Raw genomic sequence first — 16,364 nt, forward strand, 5'->3', positions numbered from 1 at the left:
GAACAAGCCGCTTCCGCTTTTCGGTATACTATCAATGTTCCTATTATAAAAAACTTTACCAGCGCATTCAAGTTTCTTTTTCACAACTTTCCGCATATATTCGGCTTTTTGTCTGCCCTTTCCTAAAAAGGCGGACCTTTTTCTCAATTTCAGAAAAATGAGGGAAAGAAACACCAATTCGTGAAAGAGATGCTAAAATAGGACGTGAATTTATTTATTTTGAAGGCGGTGGATTATGGAAAGAAAGATACTTAGTTTAATAGTGGCTTTTGCTTTGCTGTTGAGCCTTTTACCAACTGTTATGGTTTCTGCGGAAGGAACTCATCACACGATAGAAATTGCCGTAAACAAAGCAAATGTCCGCAGCGAACCGAGCATGTCTGCGAGCTTAGTTGGACAAGCTGAGCGAGGCAAGCAGTATACAGTATTAAAGGAAAAATACGACTGGTACCAAATTCAGCTTGCAAACGGAACTAAAGGATGGGTGGCTGGTTATATTGTCAAAAAAGCCAGGGCTTCCTTCCAAAGGGATGAGCAAGGACAAGTGAAAAGCATCTCAACAAACAGATCCGCAACGGTCTTGGCTGATGACTTAAACGTTCGCAATGAACCTTCTCTGTCGGCCGATGTGATTGGCAAATTGCATATTGGCGATCAGGTACCTGTTGAGAAAGTGCAAAATGACTGGGTACATATTCGGTACAAAGGACAAGCTGCTTGGGTCAGCCGGCAATTTGTCCGAGTAGCATCAAACGATCAAGAGCAAGCAGCTAGCAAAAATGAAGCGGCTGCGGATGGCTTTGCCGTTATTTTATATGATGGGACAAACCTTCGTTCTGATGCCAGTACATCCTCTTCTATTGTAGCACGGGGGTCACAAGGAGAGCGTTATCCTATTCATGCCCGAGTCGGTGATTGGTATAAAATCAGTCTTTCAAGCGGCCAACAGGCTTTTGTAGCCAGCTGGGTCGTGTCCGTCAACGGAGAAGCTGGGTCTGAAAGCTCTTCATCGGAGCCGACTGCTAATCATACTCCAGGGCTGCGAGGAAAAACAATTATTTTAGATCCAGGACATGGCGGCGTTGATGCTGGTACGACTGGTATGCAAGGAACGTTTGAGAAGTTTATCACATTAAAAACGGCTGATCGCCTATACAATAAACTGCGTCAAGCTGGGGCAAACGTCATCTTGACTCGTTCCGACGATCAATACGTCTCGCTTCCTTCACGGGTTGCTATAGCCAGATATCACCATGCAGACGCATTCATTAGTCTTCACTACGATAGCACTCATCAAGTTGGCGCAAACGGGTTTACTACGTATTATTACCATAATAATCATAAACAACTCGCTAAAAATGTAAATGATAAGCTTGAACAGTCGCTGCCTATGAAAAATCGTGGTGTCCGCCGCGGTGATTATTATGTTCTTCGTGAGAATAGCCAGCCCGCTATCCTGCTGGAGCTAGGCTACTTAAGCAATCCACAGGAAGCAACAGCCGTTGTGACGAATCCTTATCAGGAATTGATTACGAACGGAGTCTATAACGGATTAAGTTCTTATTTTAACGATTAAACAAAACAAGCAGCCTAATGATTATTAGGCTGCTTGTTTTGTGTGGCTGAATTAATCGCCATTTAGTTACTTTCTAATATAAAAGTGACGGGTCCGTCATTGATTAGAGCGACATCCATCATCGCACCAAATTCGCCGGTTTCCACATGGATGCCTTTTTCTCTCAGCAATTCATTAAACCGGTCGTATACTTTCTCGGCCTGTTCTCCTTTAGCTGCACCCATAAAGTTAGGGCGGCGTCCTTTGCGGCAATCACCATATAAGGTAAATTGGGAAACAGATAAAATAGAACCTCCAACGTCAAGCAGTGAGTGGTTCATCTTTCCCTCTTCATCTTCAAAGATTCGCAAATGGACAATTTTCTCGGCTAAATAAGCGGCTTCTGCTTCCCCGTCCTCGTGAGTAACACCGACGAGAAGAACAAGGCCGCTGTCAATTTGGCCTACTATTCTTCCTTCTACAGTGACAGAAGCCTCTTTGCTTCTTTGTAAAACAACTCTCATTCTCTAAAACACCCTTAATTTAAAATTCTGTGCACGGAGTAAATGTCAGGAATTTGCTTAATACGTTCCACTACTTTGTGCAAATGACTTATATTGTGAATATAGATGGCCATGTCAATTTTTGCTACTTTATTGCGATCCGATCTTCCGGAAACGGTAGATATATTTGTTTTCGTTTCACTGACAGCCTGCAAGACTTCATTCAACAGGCCTTGACGATCATAACCAGAAATTTCAATTTCCACTGTGTATTCTTTTTGATCAGCTGCACCGCTCTCCCACTCTACCTCGATCAGACGGTCTGTTGATTCTTCATCATTTACATTCGGACAATCGGCACGGTGGACAGATACTCCGCGTCCTTTCGTAATGTAGCCGACGATTTCGTCTCCAGGCACGGGATTACAGCAGCGAGATAGACGAATAAGCAAGTTATCAATGCCTTTTACAGTCACACCCGAATTTTTCTTGGAGTGCGATGGCGAAGAAGCCGGTTTTAAATCTTTTAAAGATTCTTCTATAATGGCTTCTTGATCTCTCATTTTCCGCAGCTTTTCAGTTAGACGATTGACGACCTGCAAAGCTGTGATGCCATTGTATCCAACAGCTGCATACATATCCTCTTCATTAGCAAAATTAAACTTCTCAGCGACACGCTTCACGTTTTCAGGCGTGATGACTTCCTTTACATCAAAGTCCATATTTTTAATTTCTCTTTCGACTTGTTCGCGGCCTTTAATCACATTTTCTTCACGATTTTGCTTCTTGAAAAATTGTTTGATTTTATTTTTAGCCTGAGAGGTCTGGGCCATTTTCAACCAGTCTTTGCTTGGACCATATGAATGCTTGGACGTTAAGATTTCAACGATGTCCCCTGTTTGAAGCTTATAATCAAGTGTAACCATTTTTCCATTTACTTTGGCACCAATTGTTTTATTGCCGATTTCTGAATGAATTCGGTAGGCAAAATCAAGAGGCACTGATCCTTTTGGAAGTTCAAGTACATCTCCTTTTGGAGTGAAAATAAAGACCATGTCAGAGAAGAAATCAATCTTCAATGATTCCATAAACTCTTCTGCGTCCGCAGAATCGTTTTGATACTCCATAATCTCGCGGAACCAGGACAATTTCTTATCAAAAGAACCTTTGTCATCAACTGTTTTTCCTTCTTTGTATGCCCAATGAGCTGCTACCCCGTATTCAGCGATGTTGTGCATGTCCTTCGTACGAATTTGCACTTCGAGCGGGTCCCCTTTTGGACCGATTACTGTCGTATGGAGCGATTGATACATATTCGTTTTCGGCATAGCGATATAATCCTTAAATCGACCCGGCATTGGCTTCCAGCATGTATGGATAATGCCGAGTACCGCATAACAATCCTTAATGCTGTCCACAATTACCCGAACAGCCAGCAAATCATAAATTTCGTTGAATTGTTTGTGCTGAAGAGCCATTTTACGATAGATGCTGTAAATATGCTTTGGCCTTCCAGACAGGTCCGCTTTAATGGAAATTTCATCAAGGCGTGTTTTTACATCATGGATGACTTCATCCAGGTATTGCTCACGCTCTGCACGCTTGCGCTTCATTAAATTGACAATTCGATAATATTGCTGTGGATTTAAATAACGAAGAGCAATATCTTCTAATTCCCATTTAATCTTTGAAATACCTAAACGGTGAGCAAGCGGCGCGAAAATTTCCAGTGTTTCGTTTGCGATGCGCCGCTGTTTTTCATGAGGCAAATGCTTTAATGTCCGCATATTGTGTAAACGGTCTGCCAATTTAATTAAAATAACACGGATATCCTGTGCCATCGCTACGAACATTTTTCGATGATTTTCTGCCTGCTGTTCCTCTTTGGATTTATATTTAATTTTTCCAAGCTTCGTCACACCATCTACGAGCATGGCGACTTCTTTTCCAAAGGCTTCTTCCATATCTGCTAGTGTGATATCCGTATCTTCCACGACATCATGTAAAAAACCGGCTGCTACAGTGGCCGGATCCATTTTTAAATCAGCCAGTATCCCTGCAACTTGAATTGGGTGAATAATGTAAGGCTCCCCTGATTTGCGATACTGGTCTTTATGCGCTTCCTTAGCATATTGATAGGCTTTTTCTACGAGCTTGACGTGCTCTTCGTTTAAATAGCCTCTCACCTTCTCAATCACTTCGTCGGCAGTCAACACTCGATCTTTTGCCATATATTTACTCACCTTTGCCATCTATTAAATATTTTTGTTCCTTCTAAAAGATTCTAATAGTTCTTATTATCGAAAAAAAGTGAGCAGATGTAAAGATATCTTGCTCATTTTCTAAAGAAAATGAAGAAGAATGTCGAAAATATTCAATTTATTTTCAGAATTTTGTTAAATGAATCCTCTTTTAACAAAGCAAGTATAAAAAAACAGGCACTGTCAACAGTGCCTATTTTTTATTTTATTCGTAAGGAATTAGTGTTAACACGTCATAGCCATCTAATTTGCTGCGGCCATCTAGGTAAGAAAGCTCCACTAAGAACGCAATACCGGCTACAACCCCGCCCAGTTGTTCTACGAGCTTGATGGTCGCTTCGATCGTACCGCCTGTAGCAAGCAGATCATCTGTAATTAATACACGCTGTCCTGGCTTCACCGCATCTTTATGAATTGTCAAGACGTCGTCTCCGTACTCTTTTCCATAGGTTACTTTCACTGTTTCGCGTGGAAGCTTTCCTTCTTTACGTACAGGAGCAAAGCCAACGCCAAGCGCATAAGCGACCGGACAGCCGACAATAAAGCCACGGGCTTCAGGACCGACGATTAAATCAATTTTTCTTTCTTTAGCATATTCGACAATTTGATCTGTCGCATAGCGGAAAGCTTCGCCATTGTCCATTAGCGGCGTAATATCTTTAAATTTAATGCCCGGCTTTGGCCAATCCGGTACAATTTTAATATACGGTTTTAAATCCATGATTCAACTTCCTCCTCATTATTAACAGGGGCATTCACATGCTTATCCAGCCAAGACTTTAATTGTTGGCATGAAGAATAGAGCAGCTGATTCTCCAGTTCAAGTTGCATTTTCTTATTTTGATAAGATGGGGATTCATTCAAATCCCGCTTAGGAGCTTGACCATTCAAATAAATGACTCCTTCATTTATTGTAACAAAGTCAAGTTCAAAAAACACTTGTGACATAAAATCAATCGTTTCCCGCGACCAGCCGCGATGGTGAGCAAGTTGATCACCGTGCTTTTTTAAGTCGAAGCTTTTTCTTTTTAACAAGAAAGCATAAAACCATTTAAAGTGTTCTCTCGTCGGCATCGTGCTGAAAAAATGACTGTCCTTTTGATAAAAATGAGCATAAATACGTTCTGGACAGCCTGTTTGCAGCAACGCTTTCACTGTTTCTTCCTCCAATGGGAAATCGACTAACACAATATTTTTCCCATTGATCGACATGTGTGCTGCTTCTTCTTTTCCGCTGATATATACCGTTTCCGCATCAAATTTTCCCAAATTTAATTCAGCTGCTGTCTCTTCTTTAAAAGTAATGAACAAGCGCTCTTTTGGCACTTCACTGATCCAGCGTTCAAACTGCCGATGTCCCCTCACGTCAAATAACTGCCAATGATCGACCCGAAGATCCTTCAAAAACAATTGAGGCTTCCGAATATTGTTCCATTCATTAACAGACAGCTCGCCAATAGCTGATACTTTTGACAATGGCGCAATATGATCGGCATAGTGTCCAAGACCAAAGCCAATGCTGTCAAGTGATCCTCCAGTGCTTTCCAATTGAAGCTTTAAATGCGTTTTATCAGAACCAATCTTACGAATCGTGGAAAAATCCGCTTTCTCAATCAGTACTTGTGGTTTCGGATTTCTCATTCCGTAAGGTGCCAGCATATTTAACTCTTCAATCACAGACAGGCTCACTTGATCTAACGGTACTACCGCATCAAGTTCGGTAACAGGGATAAAATCTTCAGCAGATAGCTGTTCTTTCGCTAATGAACAAAGCCGCTCTCTCAATTCATCGACATCGGACAACTCTAATGTCATCCCGGCTGCCATCGGATGGCCTCCGAAGTGAGGGAGCAATTCTCGGCATTTTGATAAATTCTTAAATAAATCAAAGCCTGCAATACTTCTCGCTGATCCCTTTGCCTTATTTGTTTCCGGATCAAAGCTAAGCACGATAGCCGGACGGTAAAACGTCTCTACTAACTTAGAAGCCACAATGCCAATCACACCCGCATTCCAATTTTCTTTGCCGACAACGATAACAGGATATGCTTCAGGTGGATAATGTGTTTCTACCATCTCAATTGCTTCCTTAGCAATCTCTGAAACAATCATTTGACGCTCTTTGTTCATCGCATCAATTTCTTGAGCTAGTTCATTGGCCTCCGCACGATCTTTTGTCAGCATTAAATCAACTGCCGGAGCTGCATCAGCGAGACGGCCTGCCGCATTAATACGGGGAGCAATCATAAAGCCTACAGTTTCTTCATCTACTGCGGCTGGCTTTGTAGAAGTTAACTGTAAAAGTGCCTCAATGCCTGGACGCAAGGTTTGCCGCAGCTTTTTAATGCCCGCTTTAGCGATCGTTCGGTTTTCCCCTGTTAAAGGAACAAGATCGGCAATTGTTCCAATCGCCGCTAAATCAAGCAAATGCTCTGGCAAATATCCGTATAGCGCATGAGCCACCTTAAAGGCCACCCCAACACCCGCTAAATAAGGAAATGGATAGTTCCCTCCCGGAAGCTTTGGATGAATAATCGCTAATGCCTGCGGAAGCTCCGGACCCGGCTCATGATGGTCCGTAATAATTAAATCCATGCCAAGCTCAGCGGCCACAGCCGCTTCCTTCACTGCCGCAATTCCTGTATCCACAGTGATGATGAGCTGATACCCCTGTTCCTTCGCCAAACGAAAAGCTGGCTCATTTGGTCCGTATCCTTCCGTAAAGCGATTAGGAATATAAAAGTCTACCTTCGCTCCTAAATCTGTTAACACCGTCATCATGACAGACGTGCTGCTGACGCCATCTGCATCGTAATCTCCAAAAATTAAAATAGGCTCTTCCTGTTCAATTGCCTGATGAATTCGATCGCTCGCTTCTTTCATTCCGTTGAACAAAAACGGATCGTGAAATTCATTTCCTTTATCATATAAAAAATTCCGCGCTGCATCCGTCTCCGTTATTCCTCTATTGATCAACAAAGAGGCCAACAGCGGGCTGATATCCAATTGTTCTGCCAATTGATCCCGCACTCTCTCGTCTGTATTTCGGACGATCCAGCGGGTTTTTGATTTTAACATACTGTCACCCCTCAGCCTTACTATTATACAGGAGTAAAAATTGGGATTCAATGTAGGCGTTTATTTTCGTTTAAAAAGAAGAAACTCCTTCACTCTATTCATGAAGACGTTTACCGGTATGATGGCAGAAAAAAACGGCCTGAAATCTTCATTTCAGGCCGTTTGAAAGGTTGAATACCATTGCCGCTTTTAGCACTATTGATGCCGCTTACTTTCCGTCAGGAGCCATCCGTTTCACTTGGTCTACGCTATGATTTTCCCGTCTCTCTAGTTTCAAAGCGTGCAATTCTTCTTTTAATTTTTCAATTTGATGAATAAGCACGTTATTTTGCCGTTTCAAGCCGATTGTACGAAACAGGCTGACGAGCCAAGTAATAACGCCTCCCATTAGGACTGAAACAATAATGACGAGAACGAGCGGCCACTCCGCTTGCCCAAATATATAGTTTACCCTTACAGGACTAACGTTAACAATGGCAAACACGGCCACGATCAGAGCGAATAAAATAACGAGCAGCAAGGTCGATTGTGTTTTCATGCAGGCCCCTCCTTTTCAGCTATTTCTTTTCTTCTGTATCCGGTTGGTCTGGGTTAATGTGAATGAAGGCATCTTGAACATCAGGAAGGGCAAGCAGCTTCTTCTTCACTTGCTTTCCGACTCGATGTCCTTCTTCCACCGTCATGAAAGGATCTACTGCTATCTTTAAATCTACAATCACATAGTGTCCTTGATCACGGGCATACAAGGAATTAATCTTTCTTACAGCAGGAACAGATAAAATAGCTTCTTTAAAGATTCCTGTGTCTTCTTCATGCAGAACGTGATCTAACGTATTGTGAATCGATTCTTTGCCAACTGTCCAGGCGATCTTTAACACGAGCAGCGAAACGAGAAGACCGGCGACCGGATCGGCGTATATAAGCCAATCTATTCCCAGTTTTCCACCCAACATGGCTGCCCAAATCCCAATGAGTGCAGCGATAGACGAATACACATCCGAGCGATGCTCATAAGCGTTGGCAATTAAAGCATTACTCTTTATCCTTTTTCCCAAACGGTACTTATATTGAAACATCGCTTCTTTGACAATAATAGAAAAAAGAACAGCGTAAACGGCAATCGCTTTTGGAGGTTCGATTGCCTGAAAAAAAGCTCTTACCGACGAAATGCCAATTTCAAAACCAACAAGAACGAGCAAAACGGCTACGATAATCGCCGAAATAGATTCCGCCTTGCCGTGTCCATACGGGTGGTCTTCATCTGGAGGGCGCTTGGCAGCCCGGAGTCCAATCCACACAGCTAGTGAACCAGCTACATCAGAAGCTGAATGGGCAGCATCTGCAAGGAGCGCCCGGCTGTTCCCAATCATTCCGCCTATTCCTTTCAGAATCGCTAAAAAAATGTTCCCCACAATCCCAACCATGGCTGCAAACTCTGCTTTCTTAAATCTTTCTTCTTTCTCCATCTGACGGCCTCCTCCATTTTCTCTACCGTTATTATGAACAATCCGTTGAAGATTCATGAAAAAGTACCGATATCGTTCATTGAAATCAAAAAAAAGCCTTTTGGCGTTTACGTTGTAGTAAACGCCAAAAGGCTTTTAACTTGAAATCAAATGGAACGTGCGGCCGTTTCCGCTTTTCTTTGTCCAGCTGCGGGTGCTTAGCGGCTAGTGGACTTCCTGCTCCTTCTTGCGATAAGTCAACATCGAATCGCTTCCGCTCTTCGTGTTTCCTTTATCTCATGCGGAGCCGTCCAGTCCATACACCGCTGAACAAGCACCCTCCGCTTTTCTTCCTGTCCAGCTGCGCCTCCTTGCTCCTCGAGGTTATAAGCCGCTCTGGCTGTGTGGCTGAAGAACGCCACTTCGCCATTTCGTCTTATGCTTGTCGGGGCAGAACAGTCGGCTCCGCTTTTCTTTATACTTGTGGTTCGTCGCTCCATTGTTTTTTCTCTTTGTAGGTGATGATGGATCCTTTTTTCTTCAACTCTTTTTTCTTCCAGATCAACCATAGCTGGGCGGCAATAAAGAGGGAAGAATACACGCCTGAAAGCAAACCGATGAGAAGGGCAATCGAGAAGTTACGGATTGATTCACTTCCGAATACAAGCAAGGCAACAACAGCGATGACAACCGTCAATACAGTATTGACAGAGCGCGTAAACGTTTGGCGCAAGCTGACATTGACAATGTCTTCAAGTTCCTTCTCTGTTTTAATTTTGCGTCTCTTCGCCATGTTTTCACGCATCCGGTCAAAGGTAACAATCGTGTCGTTAATGGAATAACCGATGATCGTTAGAACAGCAGCGATAAAGGTAATGTCTACTTCAAGACGTGTCAGACTGAATACAGCTACGATGAAAAAGGCATCGTATATCAAGGAAATAATTGCTCCGAGTGCCATGTAAATTTCAAAACGAATCGTCACGTACAAAATGATCCCAACGGAAGCAATAACAAGAGCGATAATCGCGTTTTTCGCGAGCTCTTTTCCAATAACCGGTGAAACTGTACTGATATTCGGCTCACTGCCATACTTTTTAGAGAAGTGTGCTTTTACCTCTGCTACTTTATCTTGAGAGAAGGACTCTTTAAAACGGGCAACCCCTATGTTTTTCTTTTCTCCCGAAAGAACGATATCGTCAGTAGACAGACCAACTTCTTTTAATTCATCCTTCACAACTTCCGCAGTCAACGGCTTGTTAGACATAATCTCCATGCGTGTTCCGCTTGAAAAGTCAATTCCGAGGTTTAAACGGAATAGCGCCAGGACAATCATACCTGCAATAATGGTAATGGCTGAAAAAGCGAAAAATTTATTATGATGCTTAACAAAGTCAAGCTTGTCAAAGCGGGTCGGTAAATCGATCGTGTCATAGTTCTCATTAATGTTTTTAATATCTTTTTTGTGAACACCAAACCAGCCTGGCTTGTCCTTTAACCAGTTGCTTTGGACAAACAAACTGAGCATCAGGCGGGAACCCCATATAGCCGTAATGAAGCTCACAAGGATGCTGACAATGAGTGTTGTCGCAAATCCTTTAACAGAGCTTGTTCCGAAGTAAAATAGAACGGCCCCTGCTAAAATAGTCGTTAAGTTGGCATCAAGAATGGTTAGGAAGGAGCTTTTATTTCCTTCTTTAAAAGCGGCCCTGATCGAGCGGCCTACTTTGATTTCTTCCCTAATCCGTTCATACGTAATGATATTGGCATCAACTGCCATCCCAACCCCAAGAATTAAAGCAGCAATGCCTGGCAACGTTAGGACAACATTCATCCAGTCAAAAACTAATAAGATTAGATAAACGTAGACTGAAAGAGTAATGACGGCAACGAATCCCGGCAGACGGTAATAAACAATCATGAACAAGAAGATAAGGGCGATCCCAATAATTCCAGCGAGGATCATGTCATTCAATGCTTTTTCCCCAAATTGAGCTCCGACAGAAGTCGAATATACTTCATTTAATTTCACCGGCAATGCCCCTGCATTTAATAAAGACGCAAGGTTCTGGGCTTCCTCAACTGTAAAATTCCCTTCGATTGTCACTTCATCCGTATTAAATACTTGACTAACATTTGGAGCGGATAAGAACTTAGGAGTTTTCTGTTGAATTTCTTTTTGGAAGGAATCTTTTCCTTCTTCAAAATCGAGCCAAATGACGAGCTGGTTGTTCGGCGCCATATTCAGAACATGCTCTGTCACGTCTTTGAATTTCTTGCTGCTTTTCAGCTTTAGTGCAACGTTAGGCGCTCCCTGCTGCGTGAATGACTGCTTCGCTCCGCCTTCTGCAAGGTCACTTCCGTCCATCATGAGTTTATCGTTCGCATCACGGAAGGATAAATTTGCTTGCGTGGAAAGCATTTTTCGTGCTTCAGTTTGATCTTCTACACCAGCAAGCTGAACACGAATACGGTTGCCTTCTTCAATTTGAATACTCGGTTCACTTACACCGAGAGCATTCACCCGTTTATCAAGTGCATCTGCTGTGTTTTTCACGACTTCTTGTGTAATCTTTTGGCCTGGTTTCGCCGGCTTTACTTCATAGAGCACTTCAAATCCGCCTTGAAGGTCAAGACCGAGTTTTATATTGTTGACAATATCCTTCGTCGTAAGCCCGATTGCACTTGCAAGCAACAGTACAATAAGAAAAAAGGCTACGATCCGGCTGCGTTTTACCATTGCACAACTTCCTCCTTAATTCAATTCATCTCTAAAAACAAAAAAATGATGGCTGATTGATTAAAAAAATTCTGGTAGAAGGATACCAGAATTCCTTAACAAAACTATTATGAAGCAGAATATAACGACTGTCAATTTTGCTCAATTTTTTTTCGTTCCGAGCAATTCCCGCAGCTCTTCTTCGTTCACTTCTTCGAACCAGTTCGGCGAACGATATGCTTCGATCGTTGCATAATTCATATAGTCTCCCGGCATGATGGATAGAATATCAGCAACTAGTTCGTATACGTGCACGTCTTCTGCCGGCTTCCGCCACTTTTTCACTGTTAAGTACTTCCATAAAGAAGGAATATCAATGGTCCCGTAATTTAACAGCCGAAACTCTTCCACCTTGCTCTTTAGTGCCGGCAGCAGGTATTGAAAATACTTGTCATATGGGTGTATTTCCGCCATTCTTTCCATCCCCTTTTTATTTAGAAGAATCAATGAACTTGTCATGCTTGCCCGACTAGATGGCATATATATCATTGTAAAGCAATTCATCTATTTTGAGAAGGCAGGGAGACAGATGTCAAAGTTTTTAAAAGGGACACTCGTTTTAATGGCCGCTATGTTCATTACAAAGATACTCGGCTTCGTTAACCGTATTGTAATTGCCCGTCTGATTGGCGAAGAAGGTGTCGGCTTGTATATGATGGTCTTTCCGTCATTTATTCTTGTTGTGACACTTACACAGATGGGGCTCCCTGTAGCTATCTCTAGAAGCATCGCCGCGGCTGAAGCAAGAGGCGATGTAGCAAAAATGAAACGGATTTTGGCTGTCTCTTTATCCATTACTCTATCATTGTCATTACTGTTTACGCCGGCACTTTTGCTGCTCGCTCCTTATCTATCAAACGTGTTGTTCACTGACCCGCGCACCTATTACCCTTTGATTGCCGTTACACCAGCTATTCCGATTATCGCCGTTTCCTCTGTACTGCGCGGTTACTTCCAGGGAAGGCAAAATATGAAACCAGCTGCTTATTCCCAAGTAATCGAGCAGATTGTCAGAATTGGCCTGATTGCCTTATTTACAAAAAAGATGCTGCCATACGGAATTGAATTTGCTGCTGCCGGAGCAATGGCCGCCGCCGCTTGCGGAGAGTTGATTTCCTTGCTGTATTTGTTATTAATGTTTCGGTTTAATAAAACTTTCCTGCTGCGCCGGCGCTTTTTCAGAGCTGTCCGTACCGGAAAGGAAACAGCAAAAGAATTGTTTGAAGTCGCCATTCCTACAACAGGCAGCCGAATGATCGGCTCGCTTTCCTGGTTTTTTGAACCGATCGTTGTCACTCACAGTCTCGCCATTGCTGGTGTAACAGCCATTGCCGCCACAAAGCAATACGGCGTACTGACCGGCTACGCACTTCCTGTTATGTTTTTACCTTCATTCGTTACATTGGCGTTATCCACTTCTCTCGTCCCGGCTGTCAGTGAGGCTTACGCTAAAAAACAGCATCAGCTGCTTGAGCATCGGGTACAGGAGGCCTTGCGCTTTTGTCTTGTAACAGGCGGCATTTCGGTTCTACTTTTGTTTTTATACGCAGAACCACTTATGCAATTTATGTACCATTCAACAAATGGTGCTCGTTTTATCGAGTTAATGGCTCCCTTTTTCTTATTTTATTATTATCAGGGCCCCCTTCAGGCTGTTTTACAAGCTTTAAATTTAGCGAATGCTGCTATGATTAACAGCCTGATCGGTGCCTTTGTCAAGTTAGCAGTTATTTTCATTTTTGCTTCGCAGCCACAGTTTGGGATTTACGGAGCCGCACTTGGTATGGCCGCAAGCATCCTGCTCGTTACCCTGCTTCATTTAGCAACTGTTTTTAAGAAAATTTCTATTTCGGTAAACGCTCATCAATATATTAAGTTTTCTCTCGTCCTTGCCGCTTCTTTTATTATTGCCCGCTCTGTCAATAGCCTGTGGTTGGATGAGCTTAGCTCTTTTACTTATCTAACCGTTGGGGCAGCCGTAACGACCTTTTGCTATTTTATTCTGTCTGTCCTATTTGGCCTCGTGACTAAGCAGGATATATCCCGGCTGCCTTTTATAAAAAAATAAACCGGTCCCTTAGTCTTTTTTATCAATAAAAAACTGGCCGTCATGAAAGGAACAAAAAGAAATATCTTTCGTGTCTTTGTATCCTCTTTTGCGCAGCTCTTTCATTAGCCATTGCTCTGTTTTATTCAGCATTTGTAAATGTTCATCATGAATTTCGCCGTCAAGTATAAGCGGCAGCGTGAATGTGCCTTCTTTCCCTTTGTTCTGTTTCTTAAGGATCGATAGCGTTCCAGACGTTTCCAATATGGCATATTCTATGTCATCAATATGGCGAATATCTTTATCACGCAGTTGAAGAAGCAAATCATGATAATTGTAGCGGTGCCTTTTCATCGCCTTTTCATCAATTTTCCCATGCTTAATCACAATTTCCGGTTTACCATCTATAAACTCTCTGAACTTGACACTTTTTAAAGAGACATAAGCAAGGCTGACTTGAATCACAGCAAGAAGAGAAATAGGTACAAGTGTATGCATTAATGGGTCCTTCGGCTGTTCTATCGCAATTACCGCCATTTCACCGATCATAATGAACACCACGAGATCGAGAATACTCAATTCACCAATTTCTCTTCGGCCCATTAGCCGGAATACAAATAAAATAACGATATAAAGAAATACCACCCGAAAGATAATTGTCCAATAAACCATGGAATTCTCCTTTTGTTATTCATATTTATATTTATTGTGAGCTTAAATGAAAAAAATCATGAAATACAAACAATGGAAAGTAAGGAGGACTTTAATGTGAAGCCTTTCAGTTATGGTATTCTGTATGGTACGATCGTAATTTTCGTATTTGCCTCATTGTGCAGCTTGGTGTTTTCTCTAGTTTTGCGATTTAGTTCACTAACTGAAGCAACTTTGCAGCTCTCCATTACCATCGCTTCATTTCTTGTTCTATTTATAGGAGGATTTATCTCAGGAAAGCTATCGGGCAATAGAGGCTGGCTTTCAGGAGGCGCTACCGGTCTTTTATATAGTCTCGTTATGCTTCTTTACCAGTACTTAGGCCATGATTCCGTCTTTCATTTTGAACAGTTTGTCTACCATCTTTGCTTTATTATAACGGCGACGATGGGGGGTGTACTCGGCGTTAATATGTCTTCGGAAAAATAAAAAAGCAAATTCTCCTATTGAGGAGAATTTGCTTTTTTTACTTTTTTATTGAGGTACGGCTGCTTTTTCAGACACTTCCCGAATAGCAGAACGGTCATATGTAAGACGGCTGCCATCTCCGCATTTAATCACAACTGTGCTTTCTTCAATTGCATCGACAAACCCATGTAAACCACCGATTGTCACGACTCTATCGCCTTTTTGCAAACTGCTTTGCATTTGCGCTACTGATTTTTGCCGCTTTTGCTGCGGACGGATAAGCAAGAAATAAAACACAACAAACATCAACACAAGCATAATAATAGACTGCATAATTTCACCCCTTTCTGAGAACGATATTAGAAGTTTTTCGCATCCGGACGGTTAAAGCCATAGGCTTCGAAGAACTCGTCCCTAAAGTCTCCCAAACGGTCTTCTTTAATCGCCTCTCTTACTTGTTCCATTAATTTTATCAGAAAATATAAGTTATGGTAAGTCGTAAGCCTGATTCCAAATGTTTCATTGCATCGAATTAGGTGACGAATGTACGCACGGGAATAATTTCGGCATGTATAACAATCACAATTCGGATCGAGCGGGCCAAAGTCACGTGCATATTTAGCATTTTTCACAACAAGTCTTCCTTCGCTTGTCATGAGCGTACCATTTCTAGCGATTCGCGTTGGCAACACACAGTCGAACATGTCCACTCCACGGATCGCACCGTCAATTAGGGAGTCTGGAGACCCAACACCCATTAAATAACGTGGTTTTTGTGCTGGCAGAAGCGGCGTCGTAAATTCTAATACGCGGTTCATGACATCCTTCGGCTCTCCAACAGATAAACCACCGATCGCATATCCAGGAAAATCAAGTGAAACAAGGTCGTTGGCACTTTGACGGCGTAACTCTTCATACTCCCCACCTTGCACGATGCCGAATAGCCCCTGATCCTGAGGACGCGCATGAGCCTGGAGGCATCTCTCTGCCCAACGTGATGTCCGCTCAACCGAACGCTTCATATAGTCATATTCTGCAGGATATGGCGGGCACTCATCAAAAGCCATCATAATATCAGACCCAAGTGCATTCTGAATTTCCATCGCCTTTTCTGGTGACAAGAATAGCTTGTCCCCATTTAAGTGGTTACGGAAATGAACGCCTTCTTCTTCAATTTTACGAAAGTCGCTTAAAGAAAATACCTGAAAACCGCCGGAATCCGTTAAAATTGATCGATCCCAATTCATAAATTTATGAAGCCCGCCTGCCTCCTTGACGATGTCATGCCCCGGGCGAAGCCAAAGATGGTACGTATTGCTTAAAATGATGTTAGCTCCCATTTCCTTTAACTCTTCAGGGGACATCGTCTTAACAGTCGCTAACGTTCCTACTGGCATAAAGATCGGTGTCTCAAAGCTTCCGTGCGGTGTATGAACACGTCCAAGGCGTGCTCCAGTTTGCTTACACGTTTTGATTAATTCATATTTAATTGCTGGCAAACCAATGCCACTCCCTTCTCAATAAAAGCGGAAGGTGCTTGTCCAGCTCGATAGGCGGTTGGAGAAAGGACTCTAGGA

At 42.6% G+C, this 16,364-nt stretch carries 15 protein-coding genes; 3 read left to right on the forward strand and 12 right to left on the reverse strand.

What is annotated here, in order from left to right:
• Positions 1–235: 235 nt before the first annotated feature.
• Positions 236–1,576, forward strand: a complete 1,341-nt coding sequence (locus AC623_RS13755; protein WP_049663376.1) for an N-acetylmuramoyl-L-alanine amidase — start codon at positions 236–238, stop codon at positions 1,574–1,576.
• A gap of 62 nt (positions 1,577–1,638) precedes the next feature.
• On the opposite strand, the gene dtd is transcribed toward AC623_RS13755, so the two are convergent.
• The 9 genes from dtd to AC623_RS13800 all read right to left on the reverse strand — a co-directional run bounded on the left by dtd (position 1,639) and on the right by AC623_RS13800 (position 12,035).
• Entirely contained in the window at positions 1,639–2,079 is a 441-nt protein-coding gene (gene dtd / locus AC623_RS13760; protein ID WP_049663378.1) for a D-aminoacyl-tRNA deacylase, read from the reverse strand.
• A gap of 14 nt (positions 2,080–2,093) precedes the next feature.
• Positions 2,094–4,289 (reverse strand): RelA/SpoT family protein, encoded by a 2,196-nt coding sequence (locus AC623_RS13765; protein ID WP_049663379.1) that lies wholly within the window; start codon positions 4,287–4,289, stop codon positions 2,094–2,096.
• 235 nt (positions 4,290–4,524) lie between these two features.
• Positions 4,525–5,040 carry an adenine phosphoribosyltransferase gene (locus AC623_RS13770; protein ID WP_049663381.1) on the reverse strand — a complete coding sequence of 172 codons (516 nt, stop codon included), beginning with the start codon at positions 5,038–5,040 and terminating at the stop codon, positions 4,525–4,527.
• Positions 5,031–7,397, reverse strand: coding sequence for a single-stranded-DNA-specific exonuclease RecJ (recJ, locus tag AC623_RS13775; RefSeq protein WP_049663382.1), 2,367 nt, complete (start codon positions 7,395–7,397; stop codon positions 5,031–5,033). Before recJ ends, AC623_RS13770 begins: the two co-directional genes overlap by 10 nt.
• A gap of 208 nt (positions 7,398–7,605) precedes the next feature.
• Entirely contained in the window at positions 7,606–7,935 is a 330-nt protein-coding gene (locus AC623_RS13780; protein WP_049663384.1) for a LapA family protein, read from the reverse strand.
• Between the two features lie 19 nt (positions 7,936–7,954).
• Positions 7,955–8,863: a cation diffusion facilitator family transporter gene (locus tag AC623_RS13785; protein WP_049663386.1), complete on the reverse strand. Its 909-nt coding sequence runs from the start codon at positions 8,861–8,863 to the stop codon at positions 7,955–7,957.
• A 236-nt stretch (positions 8,864–9,099) separates the two neighbouring features.
• A complete protein-coding gene (locus tag AC623_RS13790) occupies positions 9,100–9,342 on the reverse strand; it encodes a hypothetical protein (protein ID WP_049663388.1) in 243 nt (80 codons plus the stop codon).
• Entirely contained in the window at positions 9,318–11,582 is a 2,265-nt protein-coding gene (gene secDF, locus AC623_RS13795) for a protein translocase subunit SecDF (protein WP_049663389.1), read from the reverse strand. The genes AC623_RS13790 and secDF overlap by 25 nt, the downstream gene beginning before the upstream one ends.
• A gap of 141 nt (positions 11,583–11,723) precedes the next feature.
• The gene (locus AC623_RS13800) at positions 11,724–12,035 is read right to left on the reverse strand and encodes a post-transcriptional regulator (protein WP_049663391.1); all 312 of its coding nucleotides are present in this window, start codon (positions 12,033–12,035) and stop codon (positions 11,724–11,726) included.
• Positions 12,036–12,150: 115 nt separating this feature from the next.
• Here AC623_RS13800 and spoVB point away from each other — a divergent pair, with 115 nt between their 5' ends.
• Positions 12,151–13,689 carry a stage V sporulation protein B gene (spoVB, locus tag AC623_RS13805; RefSeq protein ID WP_049663392.1) on the forward strand — a complete coding sequence of 513 codons (1,539 nt, stop codon included), beginning with the start codon at positions 12,151–12,153 and terminating at the stop codon, positions 13,687–13,689.
• Positions 13,690–13,698: 9 nt separating this feature from the next.
• Here spoVB and AC623_RS13810 read toward each other — a convergent pair whose 3' ends face one another.
• The gene (locus AC623_RS13810) at positions 13,699–14,340 is read right to left on the reverse strand and encodes a DUF421 domain-containing protein (protein WP_049663394.1); all 642 of its coding nucleotides are present in this window, start codon (positions 14,338–14,340) and stop codon (positions 13,699–13,701) included.
• A 96-nt stretch (positions 14,341–14,436) separates the two neighbouring features.
• Between AC623_RS13810 and AC623_RS13815 the strand changes: the two genes are divergently transcribed.
• A complete protein-coding gene (locus AC623_RS13815) occupies positions 14,437–14,808 on the forward strand; it encodes a TIGR04086 family membrane protein (protein ID WP_231603506.1) in 372 nt (123 codons plus the stop codon).
• Positions 14,809–14,853: 45 nt separating this feature from the next.
• On the opposite strand, the gene yajC is transcribed toward AC623_RS13815, so the two are convergent.
• Together yajC and tgt are read right to left on the reverse strand one after the other, a co-directional pair.
• Positions 14,854–15,120 carry a preprotein translocase subunit YajC gene (gene yajC, locus AC623_RS13820; protein ID WP_049663396.1) on the reverse strand — a complete coding sequence of 89 codons (267 nt, stop codon included), beginning with the start codon at positions 15,118–15,120 and terminating at the stop codon, positions 14,854–14,856.
• Positions 15,121–15,146: 26 nt separating this feature from the next.
• The gene (tgt, locus tag AC623_RS13825; protein WP_049663399.1) at positions 15,147–16,286 is read right to left on the reverse strand and encodes a tRNA guanosine(34) transglycosylase Tgt; all 1,140 of its coding nucleotides are present in this window, start codon (positions 16,284–16,286) and stop codon (positions 15,147–15,149) included.
• Positions 16,287–16,364: the final 78 nt, after the last annotated feature.

The sequence above is a fragment of the Bacillus sp. FJAT-27231 genome (assembly GCF_001183975.1).
GTDB lineage: Bacteria > Bacillota > Bacilli > Bacillales > Domibacillaceae > Pseudobacillus > Pseudobacillus wudalianchiensis.